The sequence below is a fragment of the Aliiruegeria sabulilitoris genome (genome assembly GCF_001558155.1).
Lineage (GTDB): Bacteria > Pseudomonadota > Alphaproteobacteria > Rhodobacterales > Rhodobacteraceae > Tropicimonas > Tropicimonas sabulilitoris.
In genome coordinates, this window is the sequence record NZ_LOAS01000008.1 from 187,952 (window position 1) to 212,523 (window position 24,572).

The window sequence follows — 24,572 nt, forward strand, 5'->3', positions numbered from 1 at the left end:
ACAGCCCGCATTCGACGCGTTTCCCAAAGCGATTTCCGCGGCAATAACGCCGGGAGGCTCGATGGAAACGGCACGAAACCGGTTTCCCGCGCCCCAATTGAGAACATTTCAGGGATAGTCATTCTCCACCTTCGCCATTTCATGGACCGCCTGTGAGCCATAGCTTCGCTTCAGATCAACAACGGCACCCACAAGGCGGCAGGCAAAACGGCGAGTGGAAAATCGCACCAGCCGCCGGTGCCCCCTCCCCAAAAAGGACCAAAGACATGACCACGCATACACCCTCCGATTACGCCGCCTTGGCTCTCCGTGTCTCCAGCGGCGCCCTGTTCCTCGCCCATGGCCTGATGAAGGTGCAGGTATTTACCATCCCCGGCACCGTGGGGTATTTTGAAAGCCTTGGCCTGCCGGGCATTCTCGCCTACCTGACCATCTTCGCCGAGATCGCCGGCGGCGTGGCGCTGATCGCAGGCGTTGCCACCCGGCTCGTGTCGCTGGCGCTGGTCCCGATCCTTCTGGGCGCCACGTGGGCGCATTGGGGTAATGGCTGGAGCTTCTCCGCGCAAGGCGGGGGTTGGGAATTCCCGCTGTTCTGGGCCGTCGTGCAATCCACGCTCGTCCTGCTGGGCAGCGGTGCCTACGCGTTGCGTCTGCCGGTCTTGAACAAGGCGCTCGGCCAATTCGCCTGATCCGACCGGGCCGCCGCAATGGCGGCCCCCTGCCCCCTGGGAGATCGACATGAGTACCGCACAAGCCCTGAGACACCTGCGCGACCGCCTGTCGCCGTCGGACCGGATGCCGCTCGTCTTCCTCGGACATGGCAGCCCGATGAATGCCATCGAGGATACCGCCTTCAGCCGCGCCTGGACCGAGTTGGGCCAGAGTCTGCCGCGCCCCAAGGCAATCCTCGTGGTCTCGGCCCACTGGATGACCCGCGGCACGACGCTGGTCGATGTCTCGGCCATGCCGCGGACCATCCACGATTTCCATGGCTTCCCGGAGGCGCTCTACGCCGAGAGCTACCCCGCGTCCGGCAACCCGGAACTCGCCCGCGAGGTTGTCACTCTGCTGGCCAGCCACCACGCCGAGGAAGACGAGACATGGGGGCTCGATCACGGGGCCTGGACCATTCTCAAATTCCTCTACCCCGAGGCGGACGTGCCGGTCTTCCAGGTCTCGATCGACATGGGCCGGGGACTGGACTACCAACTTGAGCTCGGCCGGACCCTATCGGAGCTGCGCGATCGTGGCGTGCTGATCCTCGGCTCGGGCAACGTGGTGCACAATCTGCGCGCCATGCGCCCCGGTGGCAAGCCGCAGGATTTCGCGCTGGAATTCGACACGCTCTTTGCCGACCGGTTGACCGACCGCAACCTCGCGGCGTTGGCCGACCAACAGCAACTGGGCAGCTTGCTGCGCATGGCGCATCCGTCGGTGGATCATTACTTGCCGGCGCTGACCGTGGCCGGCGCGTCCGACGCGAAGGACGAGCTGACCTTCATGACCGCCTCCATCGACCTCGGATCGGTTTCCATGCGGTCCTTCGTCTTCCACAAGGCATGACGAACAAAAGAAAATCCCGGGCGCCGAGGCGTCCGGGATTTGTCTTGAGAAACGGCGCTTCAGGATATGCCGCGAACTCCCGAGCAGGCTCAGAAATCGTTGGCGAAAGCCCCCAGCCGCTTGTAATCGGCATAGATGGCCTCGTAGGCCTTGTGGGCCTCCGGATCGGGCCTGAAGGTCTTTTCGACCGGGCTGAGCATGGCCGCCTTGGCCGCGCCGATATCGGCATGAAGCCCGGAAGCGGCGGCGGCACATATCGCGGCGCCGCGCGCGCAGGCCTGATCGGATTCGATCACGTCGATCTCGCGGTTCATCACGTCGGCGCAGACCTGGCTGATCAGGTTCGACTTCCGCGCGATTCCGCCGATGCCGGCGATGCTCTTGACCGGAATGCCCTCGTCTTCGAACCGCTCGACAATGGCGCGGGTGCCAAAGGCGGTGGCCTCGACCAGAGCCCGGTAGAGCGACGGCGCGGTAGAGCCAAGATGCATCCCCGCCATCATCGCGCGCACCTTCTGGTTGGCATCCGGCGTGCGGCGGCCATTGAGCCAGTCCAGCGCCCGCTCACCGAGCGCCCCGGGAGGTAGCTCGGCAGCCTCCGCCTCCAGCGCTGGCAGCAGAGAACCCTTGCGGCCTGCATCGTTGCGGCCCCATTGCAGGATCCGCTCGAACCACGCGAAGGCATCGCCGAAGGAGGACTGCCCGGCCTCGAAGCCGATATAATCCGGCATGACGCTGCCCGGCACCTGCCCACAGATACCGTGGACGAGCGTATCGCCCACCTCGTCCGGTGGCGCGATGAGGATATCGCAGGTCGATGTGCCCATGACGCGGACGAGCGTGTAGGGTTCGATGCCGGCGCCGATGGCGCCCATGTGGCAGTCGAAGGCGCCGACGGCGACCGGGATGCCAGCCTCGATGCCGAAACGTCCGGCCCATTCGGGCGAGAGCTTGCCCGCTTCCTGGTCCGAGGTGCGGGTTTCGGTAAAGAGCGGCATGGCGAGATTGCCCAGGCAGGGATCGAGCGCCGTGAGCCAGTCCCGATCGGGCAGGCCGCCCCAATCGGGGTGCCACAGCGCTTTGTGCCCGGCGGCACAACGGCCACGCACGATCTTCGAGGCGTCGTCGACCCCGGTCAGAAGCGCGGGAATGTAATCGCAAAGTTCCACCCAGTTTGCCGCCGCGCGGAACACGGTCGGGTTCACGCGGCCAACCCGCAGGATCTTGGCCCAGTACCATTCGGAGGAGTAGATGCCGCCAACATACTTGATGTAATTCTCGTGCTCGCCGCGCGCGCAAAGCTCGTTGATCGCCTCGGCCTCGGCAACGGATGTGTGGTCCTTCCACAGGATACACATGGCATCGGGATCGGTGGTGAAGCCGTCCTTGAGCGCCAGCGCGGTGCCGTCGGCGGCGACGGGAAGCGGCGAGGATCCGGTGGTATCGACACCGATCCCGGCGATCCGGGGCGAGGTTGCGCTGCAGTCTTCCAGCGCGCCGCGAACGGCGGAAACCATCGCCTCCATGTAATCGGCCGGGTGCTGGCGGAATTGCTGGCGCGCGGGCGCACAGAAGCGCCCCTCTGCCCAGCGCGGATACTCCGCCACGCTCGAGGCGATCTCTTCGCCATCGGCAGCCCGCACCACGACGGCACGCACGGAATCCGACCCGAAATCCAGCCCGAGTACGCAGGTTTCACCCGTATCAGCCATCCTGTTCCTCCTCCATCAACACGGAGCGCGATGTCAGCATTATGGACAATCCACTTGGGATGCCCGGCTTCATCTCTTTTCCAATTCGATCCGCTCTATTAATATAGTGGATCAGAAGGCTTCCAAACAATGCAGCATAGAGTTGGAGACATGGACGAAAAAACTGACTTCGACCCGCTGCAGGATCCGCAGGTCGAACGGATCATCTCCAAGCTGGCCTATTCACCATCGGAAAGCGACGACGATCAGGTCGCCTCGCTCTTTCCCGGCTTTCGCTTCGACGTGCGCCTTGTCGCCGGCATCACCCCGATCGAGAAAAACGGACCGCTGGATTTCTTCGTCGACCGGCCAAAGGGCATGCGCGGCTGGATCGTCAACCTGACCGTCGACGGGACGGGACAGGTCTTCGAAGGCGAACAGCAATTCACCGTCGGCGCCGGCGACCTGCTGCTCTTCCCGCCCGAGGCCGCGCATTTTTATGGCCGCGCCGAGGGGGCGGAGAAGTGGTGGCACCGCTGGATCTATTTCCAGCCGCGCGCCTTTTGGAAACCCTGGCTGGACTGGGGCACGCAGGTCGATGGCGTGCACTTGCTGCGCCACCGCGACGAGGGGAAATTCTCGGAGCTGTTCCGGCTGTTCGTGGAGGTCGAGGGCTGGTCGCAGCGCCAGGACGCGCTCTCGCTCGATCTCGCCTTCAACCGGTTGGAGCATATCCTGCTCTCCTGCGCGCGGCTGGCCCGCGACGCCCGCAACTCGCCCGAGGTGGTGGACGAACGGGTTCTGGCGGCCTGCGCGATGATCTCCAGGGACCTCGCCCGGCCAATCGGCGTGCGCGAGGTGGCCGACCATGTGTGCCTGTCACCCTCGCGGCTCTCCAGCCTGTTTCGCAAATACATGGGCACGGGCGTTGTGCAATGGCGCGACGCGCAAAGGGTGCAATACGCGATGCAGTTGCTGCGCATCAGCGGCGTGCCGATCAAGTCGCTCAGCCAGATGGTCGGCTATGACGATCCGCTCTATTTCTCCCGCGTATTCCGTCGCCATACTGGGATGAGTCCCCGCCATTTCCGAGAGCGCCACACGGAAATCCTGCCGGTGGCGCAAAAGGAAGGCAACGCGGGCGAAACGCTATAGCTCCAACAGGAAGAGAAAGCTCGATGAACAGCAAAGACCCATTTCCCGACGGCTGGAAACCGACGACCCGCTATCCGGATCCGGCGGTGGAATCGCTTGACCCGGCTTTTGACAAGTACCGTCTTCCATTGGCGGCCGTCGAACGCCTGGCGACCGGAATGCGCTGGTGCGAAGGGCCCGTCTGGTTCGGCGATGCACGTCACCTGCTGTGGAGCGATATTCCAAACAACCGCATCATGCGCTGGACCGAGGAAACGGGTCATGTCAGTGAATACAGATCCCCGTCCAATTTCGCCAATGGCCATACGCGTGACAGGCAGGGGCGCCTTGTTTCCTGTGAACATGGCGGACGCCGGATCACGCGCACGGAATATGACGGGACGATCACCACGCTGATGGACAGTTTCGAGGGCAAGCGTCTGAATTCGCCGAATGATATCGTGGTGAAGTCCGACGGCTCCGTGTGGTTTTCAGATCCCGTTTTCGGGATCCTCGGCAATTACGAGGGCTACAGATCCGAGCCCGAGATCGGGCAGAATGTCTATTGCCTCGATCCCGAGACGGGAGAGGCAATCATTGTTGCGGATGACATACTCGGCCCGAATGGCCTCTGCTTCTCGCCGGATGAGAGTATCCTCTATATCGTCGAGTCACGAGGGGTTCCGAGCCGCAAGATCCTGGCCTACGACCTCGACACGGACGGACGCACATTATCGGAAAAACGCGTGCTGATCGACGCCGGCCCCGGCACGCCCGACGGGATGCGGTGCGATGTCGACGGCAATCTGTGGTGCGGCTGGGGCATGGGCGATCCCGCGCTGGATGGCGTCATGATCTTTGCCCCCGATGGCAGGCCGATTGGGCGCATTGCGCTGCCAGAGCGCTGCGCCAATCTCTGCTTTGGCGGACGGGCCAACAGCCGCCTCTTCATGGCCGCCTCGCAGTCGATCTATGCGCTATACGTCAATATCGCGGGCGCGCCGGGCGGGTGATCCGGGCAATGCGCGCAACCCGCGCGGCGGCTTCGTCTATAGCCCAAAAGAACGGCGGCAGATCTGATCGATCTGCCGCCGCTTCTGTTCACCAAAACTTGCCCTGCCCGTTTACGCGCGGAAGCCGCCTGCGATATGCCAGTAGACCTCGTTCATCCGGAGATCCTGGCGGAAGCGGCCGAGTTCCGTCCCCTCGTCGATCATAGCCAGTTCGATCCCGGCGATGGTGGCAAAATCGTCCAGCATCTCCGGCGTCACGTCATAGCTGAAGCCGGTATGATGGGCGCCGCCAGCATGGATCCAGCCCGCGCAGGCAGTCTTGAAGTCCGGCTTGCACTCCCAGACGACCCGGGCCACGGGCAGTTTCGGCAGATCGGGGTGATCGACCGCGGTGACGGCATTGGCCACCAGGCGGAAGCGGTTGCCGATGTCGATCAGGCAGGCATTCACCGCCGGCCCCTTGCGGGCGTTGAAGACGAGCCGGACCGGGTCGTCCTTGCCGCCGATGCCAAGCGGGTGGATCTCGACCTTCTGCGGCCCTTCGGCGATGGAGGGGCAGACCTCGAGCATGTGCGAACCGAGGACGCGCTCGGCGCCCGGCACCATGTCATAGGTGTAATCCTCCATGAAGGAGGTAGCACCCGTGAGCCCGTGCCCCATGACCTTCATCGCCCGCACCATTGCCGGGGTCTTCCAGTCGCCCTCGCCGGCAAAACCGTAGCCCTGCTCCATCAGCCGTTGGGTGGCGATTCCGGGCAGTTGGGTCAGCCCGTGCAGGTCCTCGAACGTATGGGTAAAGCCCTTGAAACCGCCCTCGGCGAGGAAGGCACCCATGCCGAGTTCCTGATGCGCGTTGTAGAGCAGCGCTTCGTGGCGGGCACCGCCGGGCGCGAGCACCGGATCGACATCGTAGAGCTTCACATATTCGGCGGCGAGCGCCTCGATATCGGCCTGCGGAATCGTGGCCATCCGGTCCGCGAGATCCATGATGCCATAGCCGTCCACGGCAAACCCGAAGGCCATCTCGGCACCGACCTTGTCACCGTCGGTCACGGCCACATCGCGCATGTTGTCGCCGAAGCGGCAGAAACGGGCGCCCTGCCAGTCGTCCCAGGCGCGCGCAGCGCGAATCCAGGTGTCGATGCGCTCCAGCACCTCGCCATCGGACCAATGGCCGACGACAACCTTGCGCCCCAACCGCAGGCGCGAATGGATGAAGCCCGCTTCCCGGTCGCCATGCGCGGCCTGGTGCAGGTTCATGTAATCCATGTCGATGCTGTCCCAGGGCAGCTCCGAATAGAACTGGGTGTGCAGGTGCAGAACCGGCTTGGTGAGCTGGCCGAGGCCCCGGATCCACATCTTGGCGGGCGAGAAGGTGTGCATCCACAGGATCACGCCGCCGCATTCGGGGTCGGCGGACGCGCGCCGGCACAACTCGGCCACTTCGCTCGACCGCGTGGCGAGGCCGGCATATTCCACTGGCAGGGCCAGCTTGCCGGAGCCGTCGAGCCCGGCGACGACCTCGCGCGCATTGGCCTCGACCTTGGACAGTGCCTCGGTCCCGTACAGGTGCTGCGAGCCGCAGATGAACCAGATTTTCAGCGGGTTCAGTCCGATCATGTTCTTGCCTTTCCTAATTCCGGCCGTCCGGGCCGCATCCGGTTCACTTCTGCCCGTACCAGGCGTTCGCGCCGTGCTTGCGCTGGTAGTGGTAGTCGAGCACGTAATCTTCGAGCGGCGGCAGGCCTCCGCAGGCCATCCGCGTGATCGTCGCCATCTCGGCGCATTTCTCCAGCACAACGGCGTTGTGCACCGCGTCGTCCGGCGTCTTGCCCCAGGCGAAAGGGCCGTGACCGGCCAGCAGCACCATCGGCTGGGTCATCGGGTCGCGCCCCTCGAAGGCGCGAACGATGTTCACGCCGGTCTCGCCTTCGTAATCGCGCTGCACCTGCTCGGGCGTAAGCGGCTCGGTGCAAGGGATCGGGCCGGAGCAGTAGTCGGCCTGCGTGGTGCCAAGGCAGGGGATCTCCATCCGCGCCTGCGCCCAGCCGACGGCATGGGGGGAATGGGTGTGAACGACGCCGCCGATCCTGGGAAACGCGCGGTAGAGCGCGGTGTGGGTCCGCGTGTCGGAGGAGGGATTCTTCTCGCCCCAGACGGTCTCGTTTTCGAGATTCACGACCACCATGTCATCGGCGCACATCGCGTCATAGGAGACCCCGGAGGGTTTGATGACCACCAGCCCGGCCTCGCGGTCGATTCCAGAGACATTGCCCCAAGTGTAGATCACGACGCCCCGGCGGTTGAGTTCAAGATTGGCCTCCAGAACGGCCTCGCGCAGCGCTTTCAACATGGCGGCAACTCCTTGGACAGTGGCGCGCTTGCCACGGCGGATTGGGGATCAGGGTGGAGCCGGCGGCCGGTAAGTGAGTGGTGATCCGCCGCCGGCTCCGAGGGGTGCTGCTGGACGGGGGAGGACGCCAGCAGCGGAGGTTTCGTTCAGCCGGCCTTCTTCTTGTTGTAGACGTCGAAGATGACGGCAGCGAGCAGCACGAGGCCCTTGATAACCTGCTGGTAGTCGATGCCCACGGACATGATCGACATGCCGTTGTTCATCACCCCCATCAGGAAGGCACCGATCACCGCACCGACAACCGTGCCGACACCGCCCGACATCGACGCACCGCCGATGAAGACCGCCGCGATCACGTCAAGCTCGAAGGCGACACCGGCCTTGGGCGAGGCGGAGTTGAGCCGCGCGGCAAAGACCAGACCGGCAAGCGCGGCCAGAAAGCCCATATTCGCGAAGGCGAGGAAGGTGAGCTTCTGCGTATTGACGCCCGAGAGGCGCGCGGCCTTCTCGTTGCCGCCAATCGCATAGATGCGCCGGCCCATCGTGGTGCGCGAGGTGAAGAAGCTGTAGGCCGCGATCAGCACCGCCATCACGATCAGCACGTTGGGCAGGCCGCGATACCCGGCCATCAGCAAGGTGAAGTAGTTAATCGCGAACAGGATAAGGCCGTTCTGCAAGATGAAGACGGAGAGCGGTTCCTCGGCCGCGGCGATCTTCTGCTGTGCCATCCGGGAGCGGAAATTGGCATAGACAAGGTAGAGCGAGATGACGGCGCCGAGCAGCAGCGTCAGCCCGTGCATGCCTTCCATGAAGGTCAGGTCGGGGATGAAACCGGAAGACAGCCGCTGGAAGCTCTTCGGGAACGGTCCGATGGACTGGCCCTGTAGCAGCGCCAGCGTCAGGCCGCGGAAGACGAGCATGCCGGCGAGCGTCACGATGAAGGCGGGGATCCTGTGATAGGCCACCCAGTAGCCCTGCACCGCGCCGATGGCGACACCGGCGAGCAGGCAGATGATGACGGCAAGGAAGACCGGCAACTCCCAGGAGACCATCAGCACCGCCGCCAGCGCACCGATGAAGCCCACGACCGAGCCCACCGACAGGTCGATATGGCCGGCCACGATGACCAACAGCATGCCGATGGCCATGATGACGATATAGCTGTTCTGCAGCACGAGGTTGGTGATGTTGAGCGGCTTCATCAGGATGCCGTCGGTCATGATCTGGAAGGAGACCATGACGACGATCAGCGCCAGCAACAGCCCGTATTCGCGCATGTTTGCCTTGATATAGCTGCCGATCGTAATCTTGTTTTCTGCTTCTTTTGAAGAAGCCGGGGCGTTGACCACTTGTTGCATCTTGTCACCCATCGCTCTTGACGATCATGGTCATGATCTTTTCCTGGGAGGCTTTGGAGGCGGGCAGTTCGCCCACGATCCGGCCTTCGTTCATCACGTAAATCCGGTCGCACATGCCGAGCAGCTCGGGCATCTCGGAAGATATGAAAACGATCCCCCTGCCCTGTGCCGCCAGTTCGTTGATGATCGTGTAGATCTCGAACTTGGCATTCACGTCGATCCCGCGGGTCGGCTCGTCGAGGATCAGCACTTCCGGGTTGGAATAGAGCCATTTGCCGAGCACGACCTTCTGCTGGTTGCCACCGGAGAGGTTCACCACGTCCTGCAGCATCGACGAGCAGCGAATGTTCATCTTGTCGATATATTCGCGCCCGACCCGCCGTTCGGCCTGATCGTCAAGAATGCCCTTCCGGGAGACGCCTTCCAGGTTGGCCAGCGTCAGGTTGTTCTTGATCGAGTTCTCCAGCACGAGGCCGTATTCCTTGCGGTCCTCGGTCACGTAGGCAATGCCGAGTTCCACCGCCTTGTTGATGTCGCTGACATCCACGGGTGCGCCTTTCAGGCGAACCTCGCCGGAGATTTTCTGGCCATAGGAGCGTCCGAACACGCTCATCGCCAGCTCGGTACGCCCCGCGCCCATCAGGCCCGCGATGCCGACGATCTCGCCGGCACGCACGTTGATGTTCACGTCACGGATCAGGTGGCGGTCGGAATGCAGGTGGTGATAGACGTTCCAATCCTTCACCTCCATGATCACGTCGCCCTTGGCAACGTCACGCGGCGGGAAGCGGTTCGTCAGTTCCCGGCCCACCATCTCCTTGATGATCCGGTTCTCGATCTCGGGGCCGTGCTCGCAGGGGAAGCTGCTCACCGTCTGGCCATCGCGCAACACGGTGATCGTGTCGGCGACATAGGCGACCTCGTTGAGCTTGTGCGAGATGATGATCGAGGTGATGCCCTGGCGCTTGAATTCGAGCATCAGCTCGAGCAGCGCGGCACTGTCGTGTTCGTTGAGCGAAGAGGTCGGTTCGTCGAGGATCAGCAATTCAACCCGCTTGGAAAGCGCCTTGGCGATCTCCACAAGCTGCTGCTTGCCGGTGCCGAGATTGGTGATCTTGGTCGTGGTCGGCTCGCTCAGCCCGACTTTGCCCAGCACCTCCTTGGCTCGGCGGTGCGCCTCGTTCCAATCGATGATGCCGCCCTTGGCGGTCTCGTTGCCAAGAAAGATATTCTCGGCGATGGACAGAAGCGGCACCAGCGCCAGCTCCTGGTGAATGATGATGATCCCCTTTTCCTCGCTGTCGGCGATGCGGGAGAATTTCTGCGTCTCACCGCGATAGAGGATGTCCCCTTCGAACTCGTTGTGCGGATAAACCCCACTCAGAACCTTCATGAGGGTGGATTTGCCGGCACCGTTTTCACCGACAAGCGCGTGGATCTCACCTTCCTCGACCGAGAGGTTGACGTTGTCCAGCGCCTTCACGCCAGGGAACGTCTTGGTGATGCCGCGCATTTCCAGGATGGCGTTCATTATGCGACTCCAGGTCCGGAGATTTTCGTTGTTTCTTGTCCGGAGGGAGCGGCGCCTGACGCGCCGCCCCCGGGGGAGGAAATCTTACTTGATCTGATCCATCGTGTAGTAGCCCGAGCCGATCAGCAGCTCTTCCCAGTTGGACGCGTCCACGGGGAGCGGGGCCAGCAGGTAGGAGGGCACGACCTTGACACCGTTGTCATAGGTTTCGGTGTCGTTGATTTCCGGCTCGCCGCCCTGCAGCAGCGCATCCACCATGCCGACGGTCACGCGGGCAAGCTCGCGGGTATCCTTGTAGATGGTGGAATATTGCTCGCCGGCGAGGATCGACTTGACCGACTGCACTTCGGCGTCCTGGCCGGTGACGATCGGCATCGGCAGATCGCCGGAGCCGTAGCCAACACCCTTCACCGAGGAGAGGATGCCGATGGACAGGCCATCATAGGGCGAAAGCACGCCGTGCAGCTGCGTTTCGGTGTAGTTGGCCGACAGCAGGTTATCCATACGGGCCTGCGCGACGGCGCCATCCCAGCGGAGCGTACCCACGGTGTCCATGCCCATCTGGCCGGAGACGATGCTGATCTTGCCTTCGTCGATCAGCGGCTGGATGATCGACATCGCGCCGTTATAGAAGAAGTAGGCGTTGTTGTCGTCCGGGCTGCCGCCGAAGACTTCGATGTTCCAGGGCGATGCGTCCGGGAAGCGCTCTTCGAGACCGGCGACCAGCGAGGAGGCCTGCTGCACGCCAACCTGGAAGTTGTCGAAAGTGGCGTAGTAGTCGACATTGCCGGAATCGCGGATGAGGCGGTCATAGGCGACGACCTTGATACCGGACGCGGCGGCGTTCTCCAGCGCAGCCGACAGGGTGGTGCCGTCGATGGCGCCGATGACCAGCACGTTGACGCCCTTCAGCATCATCGTCTCGATCTGCTGGAGCTGGTTGGCAATATCGTCCTCGGCATATTGCAGGTCGGTTTCGTAACCGGCCTCGTTGAACTGCTTGACCATGTTCTCGCCGTCGGCGATCCAGCGCGAAGAGCTCTTCGTCGGCATCGAGATACCTACATAGCCCTTGTCGGCGGCAAATGCCTCCGACGTGCCGAAAACAGCCGTCATGGCACCGACGGCCAGTGCTGCCGTCCAGTTCTTCAAACCACGCATGTGATCCTCCCAGATCTGCGCAAACCCTGTGCGCTTAGAAGTTGAGACCTTCCGGGCCAATGTGAGTTCACGGAACGATTGGGCGACATGGATGATCGATGCCTCCCCGATCGGGAAAACCTCTCTTGTGCTGCGACCGGTTTCCGGCGCCGCGTGCTGCCCAACACATCCCTTAACGTGAACTCTCTCGAACTGGCCCCGCCGAAGTCGGGCTCCAAAACTCGAAGAGCTTTGTCCTCCTGCAAACACCATGCCTGCAAGCCGCTCGATTCGGAATATGCCTTTCACTCGAAAACATGGACGATTCCGTCACCCCCTCAAGGCACACCCCCGAGAATCCCGACCTCGGGAGGGCGCGAAGGCCAAGACTGCTTCCATGTCTCAGGTACTTATTCGGGATAGACGGACCACGCGTCATGCAGAATACGCGCATGTCGAATGCCGTTACGGCAAAACCGTCAAGCCGCTTGCAGATGGTGGTCCGGGCGCAAGTCAGAGGCGGGAGATCTCTCCGAACGCACTGCGGGACACCGTCCAATCGCGCGCGGCATCGCTTAGCGACAGCCCGAGCCCGGGACGGGATGGAACCGCGACACGCCCGTTTGCAATTTCCAGGCGTTCGTTGAAAACCGGTTCAAGACTGAAGAAATGCTCAACCCAGGGCTCTTGCGGATAGGCGGCGGCAAGATGGACCTGCAGCTCCATCATCCAGTGCGGCGCGATATCGATACGCAACTCCTCGGCAACGGTCATCGCCTTGAGAAACGGGCTGATCCCGCCGATCCGGGGCGCATCGAACTGGGCGATATCGCAGCCACCCGCCCGCATCAATTGCACGGCTTCGGCGAGCGAGGTCAGCATCTCGCCGGTCGCGATCGGCGTGGCAAGCTCTCGCGCCAGCATCGCATGGCCCTCGAAATCGAGCGCGTCGAGCGGTTCCTCGATGAAGGCGAGGCCCAGCTCATCCACGATGCGGCCGAATTGCAGCGCGTAGGTCCTGTCCCATTGTTGGTTCGCATCGACCATCATCGCGACATCGTCGGGAAGGTGCGTGCGGAGCGCATCGATGCGCCTCAGATCCTCCTGACCGTCGGGCTGGCCCACCTTCAGCTTGATCCCCCCCATTCCGAGCGCAAGGGAACGATCTGCCGCCGCCTTGATCTCGTCGATCGACGCCTGAAGATACTGCCCCTCGGAATTGTAGATCCGAACGTGGTCGCGATGCGCCCCGAGCAGCTTGGCCAGCGGCAGCCCGGCGCGGCTGCCTTCATGTCCCACAAGGCCGTGTCAAAGGCGGCGATGGTCTGGAAGGCCATGCCCCCGCGGCCGAGCGAATTGACCTGCCAGCGCAGCTTTTCCCAAAGCCGGCCGATATCGTTCGGATCCTCCCCGAGGATCCGCGGCGCGATCTCGCAGGCAAGCGAAAACATCCCCGGCCCTCCCGCGCGCAGCGTGTAGGAATACCCCATGCCGGTTGCACCGGTTTCGCTCTGCGCCTCCACAACCAGCAGATCGAACTGGACCAGCGGCGTCTGCCGGCCGGTAAGCACCTTGGCGTCGGAAAGGGCGGCTTTCAGCGGCGCGACAACATGCGAGACGCGCAGCCCCGTCAGAGCGTCCTGACTTGCAGCCCCCCGATCCGTTCCCGCAAAAGGGGGACGGGCCTGAATGCGCCGGGAAGAAAGGTCGAGTGTCATGCAAGGTCTCCTGCGTCCAGGTGGATGCGGGACGCCGCGTCGGCGCCCGACCGGAAAGCCGAATTGAGAACGACGCCCCGCGTCAGGTAACGGGCGCGGGGTTGAACAGCACCAGATCGTTGACGATGCCGAGCCGGTCGGCGGCGGTGACCCGCTTGCCGCTGGCGGTGTCGAGAATGAGCTGGAAAAGCTCCATCCCGAGCGCCTCGATCGTCGCCTCCCCGGTCGCGACGCGCCCGGTATCGAGGTCCACCAGATCGAACCAGCGCCTGGCCAGCGCGGAGTTCGTCACAACCTTGAGCGTCGGCGCTGCCGGAAGATTGTAGGGCGTTCCGCGTCCGGTGGAGAAGATATGCACGTTCATGCCGGCCGCGAGTTGCAGCGTGCCGCAGACAAAATCCCCCGCCGGGGTCGCGGCGAATGTCAGCCCCTTGCGGCGTATCCGTTCGCCGGGCCCGGTGACATCGACCAGCGGAGAGCTGCCGGATTTCGCGACCGACCCAAGCGACTTCTCGACGATGCCCGAAAGCCCGCCGGCCTTGTTTCCCGGCGTGGTGTTGGCGCTGCGGTCGGCCCCGCCACGGGCGAGATAGGCGTCGTACCAGGCCATTTCGCGCGCGAGCGCGGCTGAGGTTTCCGCGTCGGCACAGCGCGGCGCCAGCAGGTGCACGGCATCGCGGACCTCGGTCACTTCCGAGAACATCACCGAGCCGCCCGCGCGCACGATCAGGTCCGCCGCGCAGCCGATCACCGGGTTGGCGGTGACGCCGGAAAAGGCATCGCTGCCGCCGCATTGCACGCCCACCACGAGGTCGGAGGCCGGGCATGTCTCCCGCGTCCGCCGGTTCAGCCGTTCCAGATGCCGCTCGGCCTGTTTCAGGATCGCATCGACCATCTCCGCGAAGCCGATATGCGCGGGGTCCTGAAGCGTGAGCATCGTGGCTGATGGATCGCCCTCGGGCAGCAGCCATTCCGGGCGCAGCTTCTCGCAGCCAAGCCCGACGATCATGACCTCGCCGCCGAAATTCGGGTTCTTCGCCAAGTTCTGCACGGTGCGGATTGGAATGACCGCATCGGGCGCATTGATCGCCACGCCACAGCCATAGGCATGGTTGAGCGCCACAACGCCGTCGACATTCGGGTAGCGGGGCAGAAGCTCCGCCTCCACCCGTGAGACGACGTGATCGACGACCCCGGCAACGCATTGCACGCTGGTCGAAATGGCGAGGATATTGCGCGTGCCGACGCTGCCATCGGCATTGCGATAGCCCTCGAACGTGTAGCCCTCCAGCGGCGCCGGCGGCGCCGGATGCGGCGCGGGCGGCGGAAGGTCGTCCAGCGCCGGCGGCTCCGGCAGGCGCATGCGGTGCTCGTTGACCCAGGCGCCGCGCGGCAGATCCTCCGATGCGATGCCGATGGTCACGCCGTAGCGCGTGATCGCCCCGCCGCGCGGAATGTCGTCCAGCGCGACCTTGTGGCCGAAGGGAACCGCCTCTCGCAGCTCCGTTCCATCGTCGAGACGTACGCCCGGTTGAAGCCCGCCTTCGGTTAGCACCACCGAGACATTGTCCGCGCCGTGGATCTTCAACGCGGGGATCGATGCTTCCGTCATGCTCCGTTCCCCCCGTTCTTGCGTTTCACGGCCTGGATCGTGTGATGGACCGAATAGGCGACCGAGACCGCGATCAGGCCCCAGAGGAACAGCGCAATCGGGCTCTTGGTGAAGAAGATCGTCAGCGTGCCGAAGCTTTCGAGGCTCTTGACGAAATAGATTTCGGCCTGCCCGCCCAGGATGAAACCGATGATGAAGGGCGCGATCTCCAGCCCGACCTTCTGTCCGAGCCAGGCAAAGACACCGAAGATCAGCAGGGTCCAGACGTCGAACATGACGCCGTAATTGATCGCATAGGCACCGACCACGCACATCATCAGGATGCCAGGATAGAGCAGGAATTTCGGTACCATCACCACCTTGGCGATATGCCGGATGGCGAAGAACATCACCAGGAACATGACCAGGTTCGCAAAGACCAACGAGACCATCATCACGTCCCATGTGACAGTGTTCTCGCCGATGAAGAGCGGGCCGAGCTGGATGCCCTGCAGCGTGAAGGCACCGATCAGGACGGCCGTGGTCGAGTCGCCCGGGATGCCGAGCGAGAGCAGAGGAATGAGCGCCCCGCCCGTAAGCCCGTTATTGGCCGATTCCGAAGCGATGACGCCCTCGGGTTCTCCCGTTCCAAGTTTGTCGGGTTTGCGGGAGAAGTTCTTGGCCTGCGTGTAGGAGAGAACGGAGGCCGCGCTGCCCCCCACCCCCGGCAACATGCCGACAAAAGTGCCGATCGCGCCCGAGCGGGTCAGGTTCACGAACTGCCCCTTGAAGATCGAGAAGGAGAATTTCGCGCCCTTCTGGAACTTCACGCTGTCGACGGATTCTTCCCGGACGCCATTTTCGGCCTCCAACAGGATGGTACCGAGACCGAACATGCCGATCAGCACCGGCAGAAGAGAGAAGCCGCCATCAAGATAGTTCACAAGGAAATCCGGGAGCAGCCGGTATTCGCCATTGCCGCCGTCGGAAATGTCGTAGGTGCCGATAAGGCTGAACCATATCCCGAGCGCACCGCTGAACAGCCCCACAAGGAGCCGTTGCGAAAGCGAGGCGATGACGGTCAGCGCGAACAGGATGATCAGGAACTTCTCGATATACGAGAACTTGATGGCGACATCGGCCAGCGTCGGCGCGAACAGAAACAGGATCACAGCGCTGAAAAGGCCCCCGAAGAGCGACGAGGTGATCCCGACCTTCAGCGCGCGCTCTCCCTGCCCTTTCTGGGTCATCGGATAGCCGTCGAAGGTGGTGGTGATCGAGGATGGTGTGCCGGGGATGTTCAGCAGGATCGCCGGCACGAGGCCGCCGGAAATACCACCCACGTAAAGGCCCAGCAACAAGGCCAGCCCGTTCGTGAGATCGAGGCCGTAGGTCATTGGAAGACAGACGGCGAGCGCCATCGTGGCCGTCATGCCCGGAATTGCACCGAAGACGATCCCCACCATGACGCCGAACGCGGTCAGCGCGAAGAACATCGGGGTGAGGTGAGAGAGGATTTCCATGGAGCAGCCCCGTCGACCAACGTTTAAGGAAGGGTGATGTAGAAAAGCTGCGCAAGCACGTACCAGGCCACAAGTGGCGCGATCACCGAGTTCGCGAGGATAAGCAGGATCTTCTTGCGGTCGAGGTCATGAACGTAGAGCAACGACAGAAGCGCCATGAAGGGCATGGAGACTAGAAGAAACCCCATTCCGGTATTGGGAAAGAGCTGCCCGACCCAGTTCATCAGAAGGAAATAGGAAACCACGAGCCCGAGCGTGCCGAACAACCTCAGCCGGTCATAGTCCAGCCCGTTCTCGCTGTAGCTCTCTTTCCAGCCCTGCACGTGACGGACGATCTCGCGCCCATGCACGAGGACGATCGAGAGGGCGAGTATGACCAGAACCCAGTGGATGATGTTCGGAAAGAAAAGATGCGACTGATCGAAATCGATCGAGACGCTGAACGGGCCGGTTTCCTGTTCCATGCGGGCTTCCTCCCATGGATCCTGCGCGGGATTCGGTGGCGCCTTATGTTAGCCCGGTCGAGGTGACCCGGCCAAGGCGTGGCGCCTGCCGAAGTTTTGCGCGGCCCCACCCGCACGGGCGGGGCCGCAAGATCTGCACTCTTACTGCAGGGCCTCGATGATCACTTCATACTGGTCCCGCTTGTCCTTCAGGTAGGCCTGCGCCTCTGCGGAAGGCTTGAAGTTGGGGATGAAGAAGGATTTCTTCTGGGTTTCCTGGATCTCACCGGCCTCGAAGATCTCGGTCAGAGAAGCGTCGATCTGTTCGATGATCGCCGGATCCATGTCCTTGTTGTAGAGGAAGAAGAATTCCTTATCGAAGGTGAAATCCTTCTCGCCATCGAAGGTGACCGAGGCATTCGGGCTGACGAATTGCAGAAGGTCGTCACGCGTGGTCGCGCCCATGCCCTCTTCGTGGGCCTGCTCGATGGTCTCCTTGCGCGCGGTCAGCCAGACGAAGCGCATGGCTTTCTGGTCGTCCTCGGGCAGACGGGTATATTGCTCGTTGGCCTGGACGGAGCCGTTGATCAGGTCGGCCTGGCCGTCGAAGAGAAGCTGGTTCTTGTCGGATTGCGAACCGGTATTCACGGCGACGAGGTTGCCCTCCTTGCCGGGATAGCGAACCTTGATCGCGTTCTTCAGCGCTGTGTAGCCGATCTCGGAAACGCCGCCGGGCTGAATGGCGACACGGATCTGCGCGTCGTTCGCGCAGGCCTGGATGATGTCTTCGACCGTCTGGTAGGGCGAGCTTTTCGGCACGAGATAGGCATTGCCCGGGTTGATCGCGACGGTCGGCCCGATGATGTAGCTCTCGAACGGATCGGCATAGCCCTTCACACCGTAGAGATTGCCCAGATAGGCCTGGTCGTGGAAGATCATGACCGTATTGCCGCGCTTGTCCCGGCCGAGCGCCTTGTAGGCTTCGGTCACGCCTGTCGCGTCGACCTTGATGTTGATACCGATATTCTCGGCCAGCGCCTCGGCGATGATGCTCGAGTTCTGATAGGTATCACCGCCGGTCGAACTTGACCCGATCACGACACGCAGGTTTCCGCGCAGCGGGCCGTCGGCTGCGAGTGCCGGCATCGCAACCACGGCACAGGCGGTCGCCACGCAAAGCGTCTTTGTCAGTTTCTTGAGCATTCCGATCTCCCTTGCTCGACACCACCCTCCCGGCGGTGTCACTCCATCAGGCCGCCCCGGCTGGACAAGAGAACTCCGATCGCCCTCCCTGCCCGCGCGGCACAACTTGTGCGATAACTCTTACCGCTTGCCGTAACCTCGGTCAATATTTATCATACAACTTATCAAAGCAACGCCACCCAAACAGGAAATCACCGCGCAAGAGCACCCGCACCCGAACAAATCACCCCTCGGAAATGCGATCGGTTCGCGGCCACCACGACAAAAGGGAGACCTCGACGCAAAATCGTCGAACAGGTAAGAGAATGGTCAGCCGCATGACAAAACCCGGAAAGGCACTCGTATTCATGGCAGACTCCGATACGGAACAGCCCGAAAGGCCCGCCGGCAATCGACGCCGGACACTCGCGGCCAGCGTGCGCGCAAGGCTGCTCGACCAGATCAATGCGGGCAAATACACACCCGGCGACAAGCTGCCAAGCGAAGCCCGGCTGACCGAGGAGTTCTCCGTCAGCCGCACGGTGATTCGCGAAGCAATCGCCTCCTTGCGCGCCGACGGGCTGGTCGAATCGCGACAGGGATCTGGCGTATATATACTGGCATTGGAGCGCGCCAACCTCCTGCCCTTCCAGGAAGTGGACCCCAGCCGGGTCTCCTCCATGCTGGAAATCCTCGAGATCCGCACAGCCGTCGAATGCGAGTCGGCCGCCCTAGCCGCCATACGGCGCTCCCCCGCGCAAGAAGGCAAAATCATTGACGCCTTTCATGACTTCTGCGCCGCGGCAGAGGCCGGAGAGAAAACAACCAATGCCGACTTCGCGCTCCACATGGCCATTGCCGAGGCCGCGAACAACGCCCGTTTCCCCGAGTTCCTGTCCCTGATCGGCCCCGAATCGATCCCCCGGCGCACACTGGAAACCGACCACACCGAGGCCGAACGGGCCGAGTACGTGACCATGCTCTGCACCCAGCACGAAGCCATCGTGAACGCGATCCTCGAAGGCGATGAGGAAGGCGCACGCGCGGCCATGCGGGACCATTTGCGCAGCAGCCAGGCTCGTTACAGGTCCCTTCTTCGACGCAAGGCCTGAGCCTCAACCCCAGAACGACAACAACACAACCAAGGTTCGGCATTACCCCGAGCTGCCCCAATTCTTTCTGTTGCATAAATTTGTATGATGACTTAGAAACAAGTTGTGCCATGTGGAGGGCGCTTATCACAGGCGCGCCGGCGGAGGAGAGCGACGACATGCCCGGAATCGATACAGCCAATGGAGACACGCCACGGGTGACCTCGATGAGGGTGGTCCCTGTTGCCGGTCGCGACAGCATGTTGCTCAATCTCAGCGGCGCGCACGGCCCCTACTTCACGCGCAATATCGTCCTTCTGACCGATTCCGCAGGCAATACCGGCCTTGGCGAGGTTCCCGGCGGCGAGAAGATCCGCCAGACGCTGGAAGATGCCATCCCCCTCGTCGTCGGCCGGGGTATTGGCGACTTCAACGCCGCGCTCAACGCGATGCGCCGGGAATTTGCCGAGCGCGATTCCGGCGGGCGCGGGTTGCAGACCTTCGATCTGCGCACCACGATCCATGCCGTCACCGCCGTCGAAGCGGCGATGCTGGACCTGCTGGGCCAGTTCCTGAACCTGCCGGTCGCAGCACTTCTCGGCGAAGGCCAGCAACGCGATGCCGTCCGCATGCTGGGCTATCTCTTCTATGTCGGAGACCGCAACAAGACGACGCTGGACTACCGCGACGAGAGTGGTGCCACCTGCGACTGGGACCAGCTGCGCAGCGAGGAAGCGCTGACGCCGGAGGCCGTACTGCGGCTGGCCGAGGCGGCGGAGGCGCGCTACGGCTTCACCGAGTTCAAGCTCAAGGGCGGCGTGCTGGCCGGCGAGGAAGAAATGCTGGCCATCGAGGCGATCAAGAGCCGCTTCCCGCATGCGGCCGTCAATATCGACCCGAACGGCGCCTGGTCGCTCGACGAGGCAATCCGGCTCTGCAAGGGGCGTGACGACATTCTCGCTTATGCCGAGGACCCCTGCGGCGCCGAAGACGGTTATTCAGGCCGCGAGATCATGGCCGAGTTTCGCCGCGCCACCGGGCTGCGCACTGCGACCAACATGGTGGCGACGGACTGGCGGCAGATGGGCCATTCGATCCTGCTGCAATCGGTCGACATCCCGCTGGCCGACCCGCATTTCTGGACCATGGCCGGCACCGTCCGCGTCGCACAGATGTGCCGCGACTGGGGGCTCACCTGGGGCTCGCATTCCAACAACCATTTCGACATCTCGCTGGCCATGTTCACCCATGCCGGCGCCGCCGCCCCTGGCGAGATCGCCTCGCTGGACACGCACTGGATCTGGCAGGACGGCCAGCAGCTCACCAAGGAGCCACCGAAGATTGAGGATTCCATGGTGCGGGTGCCGGAGCGTCCGGGCCTCGGCATCGAGCCCGACCTCGACCGGATCGAGGCGGCACATGAGCTTTACAAGAAAAAGGGACTGGGCGCGCGCGACGATGCGGAAGCGATGCAATTCCTGATCCCCAACTGGACATTCGACAACAAGCGCCCCTGCCTGGTGCGATAAGGAGGACTGAAAATGCGCCCCAACAGACTTCGCGAGATCTGGGCTCGCGGCGAGGCTGCCGTGAACGGCTGGCTGGCTGTTCCCAGCGGGTTTTCGGCCGAGACCATGGCGCATCAGGGCTGGGATTCCCTGACCGTGGACCTTCAGCACGGCGTCGTGGACTACCAGGCAGCCGTCTCGATGTTCCAGGCGATCTCGACCACCAACACCGTGCCCATGGCGCGCGTGCCCTGGCTCGATCCGGCCCACCTGATGAAGATCATCGATGCCGGCGCCTATGCGGTGATCTGCCCGATGATCAATTCCGCCGAGGATGCGGAGATGCTGGTCAGCTACACGCATTATCCGCCCATGGGCACGCGCAGCTTCGGCCCGATCCGGGGCCTGCTCTATGGCGGGCCGGATTACCCGCAGCACGCCAATGACACAATCGCCACCTTCGCCATGATCGAAACCCGGGCCGGGCTCGACAATCTCGACGAGATCCTCAAGGTCGACGGGCTCGACGCGGTCTATATCGGCCCCTCCGACCTCTCGCTCGCGCTTGGCTGCACGCCCACCTTCGATGATGTGGACAAGCCGGTCGCCGAGGCCATCGAGATGATCGTCCGCAAGGCCACGGAGGCCGGCAAGATCCCCGGCATCCATAACGGCACGCCCGAATTCGCCTTGAAGCGGATCGAGATGGGCTTCCGTTTCGTCACCATTTCCTCCGACGCCCGGCTGATGGCCGCGGGCTCGCAGCAGGTTCTCGGCACGATGCGCGCCGGCATGCCCAAGAGCGGCAGCGGCGGTTATTGACACTTCAAGGAGCATTCACATGAGCAAACTCGGATTTATCGGCCTCGGCATCATGGGCAAACCCATGGCCGGCCACCTCATCGCGGCGGGCCACGAGCTTTTCCTCAACTCGATCCCGGAAGTGCCCTCCGATCTGATCGAGGCCGGCGGAACCGCCTGCGCCACCGCCAAGGAGGTGGCCGAGGCCGCCGATACCATCTTCATCATGGTGCCGGATACGCCGCATGTGGAGGCCGTGCTCTTTGGCGAGAACGGCGTGGCCGAAGGGCTCTCCGCCGGCAAGATCGTGGTCGATCACAGCTCGATCTCGCCCATCGCAACCAAGGAATTCGCTTCCAGGATCAACGAGTTGGGCTGTGAGTATCTCGACGGACCGGTCTCCGGCGGCGAGGTTGGAGCCAAGAACGCGACCCTCTCCATCATGTGCGGCGGCTCCGAAAAGACATTCGCCACGCTCAAGCCGTTGCTCGACCTGATGGGCGGCAACATCACGTTGGTCGGCGGAAATGGTGACGGGCAGACCTGCAAGGTCGCCAACCAGATCATCGTCGCGCTGAATATCGAGGCCGTGGGCGAGGCGCTGCTCTTTGCCTCCAAGGCCGGGGCCGACCCTGCGAAGGTGCGCGAGGCGCTGATGGGCGGCTTCGCCTCGTCGAAGATCCTCGAAATCCATGGCGACCGCATGGTCAAGCGGACCTTCGATCCGGGCTTCCGCATCGAGCTGCACCAGAAAGACCTCAACCTCGCGCTGTCCAACGCCCGCCAGATGGGCCTCAGCCTGCCCAACACCGCCACCGCGCAGGAGCTTTTCAACGCCTGCGCCGCGCATGGCGGCTCGGCCTGGGACCATTCGGCAATGGTCAAGGCGCTGGAAATGCTCGGCAATCACGACATCGCCTGAGCATGCCAACGCCCGAGGCGCTCCTGCGCAGCATGTTCGACGCGGCGGTCGCGGCAGCACAGCCCGATCTCTGCGTTCCCCCTTACCTCCCTGCCATGCCTGCGCGGGGGCGCCTCGTGGTGATCGGCGCCGGAAAGGCCTCCGCCGCGATGGCGCGGGCCGCCGAGCGCCATTACGGCCAGCCCCTGCAAGGGCTGGTCGTTACTCGTTACGGCCACGCCGTTGCCTGCGAGGGGATCGAGATTGTCGAGGCCGCCCATCCCGTGCCCGACGCGCCCGGCCAGAAGGCCGCCGGGCGGATGCTCTCGCTGGTTGAGGGCCTGACGGAAGAGGACACGGTCCTGTGCCTGATCTCCGGCGGCGGCTCCGCGCTGCTGCCCTACCCGCTCGACGGGATCACGCTGGCCGAGAAGCAGGCGGTGAACCGGGCGCTGCTGAAATGCGGTGCGACAATTGACGAGTTGAACTGCCTGCGCCGCCACCTGTCGGCGATCAAGGGCGGGCGCCTTGCCGCCGCCTGTCATCCGGCACGCGTGGTCAACCTGCTGATCTCCGACGTGCCGGGCGACGATCCGATGAACATCGCCTCCGGCCCGACAGTCGGCGACCCGACGACGCGCGCCGATGCGCTGGAAATCGTCGACCGCTATCGGCTCGATCTGCCCGATGCGGTGCGATCGGCGCTCGCGTCGGACCAGTGCGAGAGCGTGAAACCGGACGACGCACGCCTCGTCCGCGTCGAAACGCATCTGGTTGCCACCCCCCAGCAGTCATTGCTGGCGGCGGAATCGGTCGCGCGCGATGCCGGATATGCCACGCATATCTTTGGCGACTCCATCGAGGGCGAAGCCCGTGAGGTGGCAATCGTCATGGCCGGGATCACGCGCCAGATCCTGCAGCACGACCAGCCCTTCCGGCGCCCCTGTGTGCTGCTTTCGGGCGGCGAGACGACGGTCACGCTGCGCGGTGACGGGTGCGGCGGGCGCAACGTGGAGTTCCTGCTGTCCCTTGCAGTGGCGCTTGGCGGAGCGGCGGGCGTCCATGCGCTTGCCGGGGACACGGATGGCGTCGATGGGGCCACCGAGGTCGCCGGTGCCGTTATCGGCCCCGAAACACTCGCCAAGGCCCGACGGGCTGGCCTCTCGCCCCGCGCAAGCCTTGAGAACAACGATGGCCACGGCTTCTTCGAAGCACTTGGCGATCAGGTCATCACCGGACCGACGCTGACCAATGTGAACGACTTCCGCGCGATCCTGATTGCGTAGCCTTACGCCGCGGCCGCCCCCAGCACGAGGGATTGAACGTCCACCGCGTGTTGGAAGACCGCTTCGGCCCCCGCATCCCGGAGGGTCTGGGCGTGGCGCTCGCGGATCGGATCGAGATGGCTGCCGCCGGTGAAACCCACGGCCCGCATTCCAGCCGCCCGCGCGCCTTCGACTCCGTGCGGAGAATCCTCGATCACGAGGCATCGCGACGGTGTAGCGCCAATGCTCATGGCGGCATGAAGCACGAGATCCGGCGCGGGCTTGCCCCTGGCGACGTCCTCGCCGCTGTAAATCCTGTTACCGAACCGTTTTGACAATCGCGTGAAGGCGAGCGTCTTGCGAATCCGCGACAGCGACCCACCGGAAGCGATACAGGTCGCGAAGCCGTCCGCCTGAAACCGGTCCAATACGTCGACCATCGCATCAATGCGCTGCAAGCCGCCATCATAGGCCGCGTAGAGCCGGCGGAGGTAACTTGCCTCGAAATCTGTGGGACAGGGCGCGCCCAGATACGCCGCGACATCCTTTTTGACCGTCGGCAGCGACACGCCGAGATAAAGCGCACGGACGTCCTCGTAGCTCGCCTCGGCGATGCCGACGGCTTGCATCTGCTCGGCCAGTGCCGCGAGAGACATCGGCTCGCTGTCGACGAGAACGCCGTCCAGATCGAAGATTATTGCGTCGGGACGCTCCATGTCATCTTCCCATGTTGGAAGGCCGCGGCGCGCCCAGGGCGGGCGAACAG

22 protein-coding genes are annotated in these 24,572 nt (G+C 63.4%); 9 read left to right on the plus strand and 13 right to left on the minus strand.

The window, feature by feature from the left end; all coding sequences use genetic code 11:
- Window positions 1-266: 266 nt before the first annotated feature.
- Window positions 267-689 (plus strand): DoxX family protein, encoded by a 423-nt coding sequence (locus AX756_RS08395; RefSeq protein ID WP_068310001.1) that lies wholly within the window; start codon window positions 267-269, stop codon window positions 687-689.
- 49 nt (window positions 690-738) lie between these two features.
- The gene (gene ygiD, locus AX756_RS08400) at window positions 739-1,563 is read left to right on the plus strand and encodes a 4,5-DOPA-extradiol-dioxygenase (RefSeq protein ID WP_068310002.1); all 825 of its coding nucleotides are present in this window, start codon (window positions 739-741) and stop codon (window positions 1,561-1,563) included.
- A gap of 89 nt (window positions 1,564-1,652) precedes the next feature.
- On the opposite strand, the gene AX756_RS08405 is transcribed toward ygiD, so the two are convergent.
- Entirely contained in the window at window positions 1,653-3,275 is a 1,623-nt protein-coding gene (locus AX756_RS08405) for a ribulokinase (RefSeq protein WP_068310003.1), read from the minus strand.
- A gap of 150 nt (window positions 3,276-3,425) precedes the next feature.
- Between AX756_RS08405 and araC the strand changes: the two genes are divergently transcribed.
- Both araC and AX756_RS08415 read left to right on the plus strand, forming a co-directional pair.
- The gene (gene araC, locus AX756_RS08410; RefSeq protein WP_068310004.1) at window positions 3,426-4,409 is read left to right on the plus strand and encodes an arabinose operon transcriptional regulator AraC; all 984 of its coding nucleotides are present in this window, start codon (window positions 3,426-3,428) and stop codon (window positions 4,407-4,409) included.
- A gap of 23 nt (window positions 4,410-4,432) precedes the next feature.
- Window positions 4,433-5,401 carry an SMP-30/gluconolactonase/LRE family protein gene (locus AX756_RS08415; RefSeq protein WP_068310005.1) on the plus strand — a complete coding sequence of 323 codons (969 nt, stop codon included), beginning with the start codon at window positions 4,433-4,435 and terminating at the stop codon, window positions 5,399-5,401.
- Window positions 5,402-5,512: 111 nt separating this feature from the next.
- Here AX756_RS08415 and araA read toward each other — a convergent pair whose 3' ends face one another.
- From araA to AX756_RS08465, 11 genes are all read right to left on the minus strand, one after another.
- Window positions 5,513-7,021, minus strand: a complete 1,509-nt coding sequence (gene araA / locus AX756_RS08420; protein ID WP_068310006.1) for an L-arabinose isomerase — start codon at window positions 7,019-7,021, stop codon at window positions 5,513-5,515.
- A gap of 43 nt (window positions 7,022-7,064) precedes the next feature.
- Window positions 7,065-7,754, minus strand: a complete 690-nt coding sequence (locus AX756_RS08425) for an L-ribulose-5-phosphate 4-epimerase (RefSeq protein ID WP_068310007.1) — start codon at window positions 7,752-7,754, stop codon at window positions 7,065-7,067.
- 146 nt (window positions 7,755-7,900) lie between these two features.
- The gene (mmsB, locus tag AX756_RS08430; protein WP_068310145.1) at window positions 7,901-9,112 is read right to left on the minus strand and encodes a multiple monosaccharide ABC transporter permease; all 1,212 of its coding nucleotides are present in this window, start codon (window positions 9,110-9,112) and stop codon (window positions 7,901-7,903) included.
- Window positions 9,113-9,116: 4 nt separating this feature from the next.
- Complete coding sequence (gene mmsA / locus AX756_RS08435) at window positions 9,117-10,643, minus strand: multiple monosaccharide ABC transporter ATP-binding protein (protein WP_170307731.1); 1,527 nt, start codon at window positions 10,641-10,643, stop codon at window positions 9,117-9,119.
- A gap of 84 nt (window positions 10,644-10,727) precedes the next feature.
- A complete protein-coding gene (gene chvE, locus AX756_RS08440; protein WP_156461430.1) occupies window positions 10,728-11,759 on the minus strand; it encodes a multiple monosaccharide ABC transporter substrate-binding protein in 1,032 nt (343 codons plus the stop codon).
- A 537-nt stretch (window positions 11,760-12,296) separates the two neighbouring features.
- Window positions 12,297-12,929, minus strand: coding sequence for an enolase C-terminal domain-like protein (locus AX756_RS08445; RefSeq protein WP_231701016.1), 633 nt, complete (start codon window positions 12,927-12,929; stop codon window positions 12,297-12,299).
- A complete protein-coding gene (locus AX756_RS26345; RefSeq protein WP_231701013.1) occupies window positions 12,911-13,501 on the minus strand; it encodes an enolase-like domain-containing protein in 591 nt (196 codons plus the stop codon). Before AX756_RS26345 ends, AX756_RS08445 begins: the two co-directional genes overlap by 19 nt.
- Window positions 13,502-13,583: 82 nt before the next feature.
- Window positions 13,584-15,113, minus strand: a complete 1,530-nt coding sequence (garD, locus tag AX756_RS08450) for a galactarate dehydratase (RefSeq protein ID WP_068310010.1) — start codon at window positions 15,111-15,113, stop codon at window positions 13,584-13,586.
- The gene (locus AX756_RS08455) at window positions 15,110-16,615 is read right to left on the minus strand and encodes a tripartite tricarboxylate transporter permease (protein WP_068310011.1); all 1,506 of its coding nucleotides are present in this window, start codon (window positions 16,613-16,615) and stop codon (window positions 15,110-15,112) included. The genes garD and AX756_RS08455 overlap by 4 nt, the downstream gene beginning before the upstream one ends.
- 23 nt (window positions 16,616-16,638) lie before the next feature.
- Complete coding sequence (locus tag AX756_RS08460; RefSeq protein ID WP_068310012.1) at window positions 16,639-17,079, minus strand: tripartite tricarboxylate transporter TctB family protein; 441 nt, start codon at window positions 17,077-17,079, stop codon at window positions 16,639-16,641.
- 141 nt (window positions 17,080-17,220) lie between these two features.
- A complete protein-coding gene (locus tag AX756_RS08465) occupies window positions 17,221-18,261 on the minus strand; it encodes a type 2 periplasmic-binding domain-containing protein (RefSeq protein WP_068310013.1) in 1,041 nt (346 codons plus the stop codon).
- Between the two features lie 317 nt (window positions 18,262-18,578).
- On the opposite strand from AX756_RS08465, the gene AX756_RS08470 reads away from it, so the two are divergent.
- From AX756_RS08470 to AX756_RS08490, 5 genes are all read left to right on the plus strand, one after another.
- The gene (locus AX756_RS08470) at window positions 18,579-19,352 is read left to right on the plus strand and encodes a FadR/GntR family transcriptional regulator (RefSeq protein WP_231701014.1); all 774 of its coding nucleotides are present in this window, start codon (window positions 18,579-18,581) and stop codon (window positions 19,350-19,352) included.
- A gap of 158 nt (window positions 19,353-19,510) precedes the next feature.
- On the plus strand, window positions 19,511-20,860 hold the full coding sequence (locus AX756_RS08475) for an enolase C-terminal domain-like protein (RefSeq protein ID WP_068310014.1): 1,350 nt from the start codon (window positions 19,511-19,513) through the stop codon (window positions 20,858-20,860).
- A gap of 12 nt (window positions 20,861-20,872) precedes the next feature.
- A complete protein-coding gene (locus AX756_RS08480) occupies window positions 20,873-21,661 on the plus strand; it encodes an HpcH/HpaI aldolase family protein (protein ID WP_068310015.1) in 789 nt (262 codons plus the stop codon).
- A 19-nt stretch (window positions 21,662-21,680) separates the two neighbouring features.
- Window positions 21,681-22,562, plus strand: a complete 882-nt coding sequence (glxR, locus tag AX756_RS08485) for a 2-hydroxy-3-oxopropionate reductase (RefSeq protein WP_068310016.1) — start codon at window positions 21,681-21,683, stop codon at window positions 22,560-22,562.
- A 2-nt stretch (window positions 22,563-22,564) separates the two neighbouring features.
- Window positions 22,565-23,827, plus strand: a complete 1,263-nt coding sequence (locus AX756_RS08490) for a glycerate kinase type-2 family protein (RefSeq protein ID WP_068310017.1) — start codon at window positions 22,565-22,567, stop codon at window positions 23,825-23,827.
- 2 nt (window positions 23,828-23,829) lie between these two features.
- Here the strand turns inward: AX756_RS08490 and AX756_RS08495 are convergent, their stop codons facing one another.
- Window positions 23,830-24,522, minus strand: coding sequence for an HAD family hydrolase (locus AX756_RS08495; RefSeq protein ID WP_068310018.1), 693 nt, complete (start codon window positions 24,520-24,522; stop codon window positions 23,830-23,832).
- Window positions 24,523-24,572: the final 50 nt, after the last annotated feature.

Bases quoted from the DNA above. Each gene is read 5' to 3' on its own strand.
- AX756_RS08395 (WP_068310001.1), top strand. From the start codon at position 267: ATGACCACGCATACACCCTCCGATTACGCCGCCTTGGCTCTCCGTGTC.
- ygiD (WP_068310002.1), top strand. From the start codon at position 739: ATGAGTACCGCACAAGCCCTGAGACACCTGCGCGACCGCCTGTCGCCG.
- AX756_RS08405 (WP_068310003.1), bottom strand. From the start codon at position 3,275: ATGGCTGATACGGGTGAAACCTGCGTACTCGGGCTGGATTTCGGGTCG.
- araC (WP_068310004.1), top strand. From the start codon at position 3,426: ATGGACGAAAAAACTGACTTCGACCCGCTGCAGGATCCGCAGGTCGAA.
- AX756_RS08415 (WP_068310005.1), top strand. From the start codon at position 4,433: ATGAACAGCAAAGACCCATTTCCCGACGGCTGGAAACCGACGACCCGC.
- araA (WP_068310006.1), bottom strand. From the start codon at position 7,021: ATGATCGGACTGAACCCGCTGAAAATCTGGTTCATCTGCGGCTCGCAG.
- AX756_RS08425 (WP_068310007.1), bottom strand. From the start codon at position 7,754: ATGTTGAAAGCGCTGCGCGAGGCCGTTCTGGAGGCCAATCTTGAACTC.
- mmsB (WP_068310145.1), bottom strand. From the start codon at position 9,112: ATGCAACAAGTGGTCAACGCCCCGGCTTCTTCAAAAGAAGCAGAAAAC.
- mmsA (WP_170307731.1), bottom strand. From the start codon at position 10,643: ATGAACGCCATCCTGGAAATGCGCGGCATCACCAAGACGTTCCCTGGC.
- chvE (WP_156461430.1), bottom strand. From the start codon at position 11,759: ATGACGGCTGTTTTCGGCACGTCGGAGGCATTTGCCGCCGACAAGGGC.
- AX756_RS08445 (WP_231701016.1), bottom strand. From the start codon at position 12,929: ATGGGGGGGATCAAGCTGAAGGTGGGCCAGCCCGACGGTCAGGAGGAT.
- AX756_RS26345 (WP_231701013.1), bottom strand. From the start codon at position 13,501: ATGACACTCGACCTTTCTTCCCGGCGCATTCAGGCCCGTCCCCCTTTT.
- garD (WP_068310010.1), bottom strand. From the start codon at position 15,113: ATGACGGAAGCATCGATCCCCGCGTTGAAGATCCACGGCGCGGACAAT.
- AX756_RS08455 (WP_068310011.1), bottom strand. From the start codon at position 16,615: ATGGAAATCCTCTCTCACCTCACCCCGATGTTCTTCGCGCTGACCGCG.
- AX756_RS08460 (WP_068310012.1), bottom strand. From the start codon at position 17,079: ATGGAACAGGAAACCGGCCCGTTCAGCGTCTCGATCGATTTCGATCAG.
- AX756_RS08465 (WP_068310013.1), bottom strand. From the start codon at position 18,261: ATGCTCAAGAAACTGACAAAGACGCTTTGCGTGGCGACCGCCTGTGCC.
- AX756_RS08470 (WP_231701014.1), top strand. From the start codon at position 18,579: ATGACAAAACCCGGAAAGGCACTCGTATTCATGGCAGACTCCGATACG.
- AX756_RS08475 (WP_068310014.1), top strand. From the start codon at position 19,511: ATGCCCGGAATCGATACAGCCAATGGAGACACGCCACGGGTGACCTCG.
- AX756_RS08480 (WP_068310015.1), top strand. From the start codon at position 20,873: ATGCGCCCCAACAGACTTCGCGAGATCTGGGCTCGCGGCGAGGCTGCC.
- glxR (WP_068310016.1), top strand. From the start codon at position 21,681: ATGAGCAAACTCGGATTTATCGGCCTCGGCATCATGGGCAAACCCATG.
- AX756_RS08490 (WP_068310017.1), top strand. From the start codon at position 22,565: ATGCCAACGCCCGAGGCGCTCCTGCGCAGCATGTTCGACGCGGCGGTC.
- AX756_RS08495 (WP_068310018.1), bottom strand. From the start codon at position 24,522: ATGGAGCGTCCCGACGCAATAATCTTCGATCTGGACGGCGTTCTCGTC.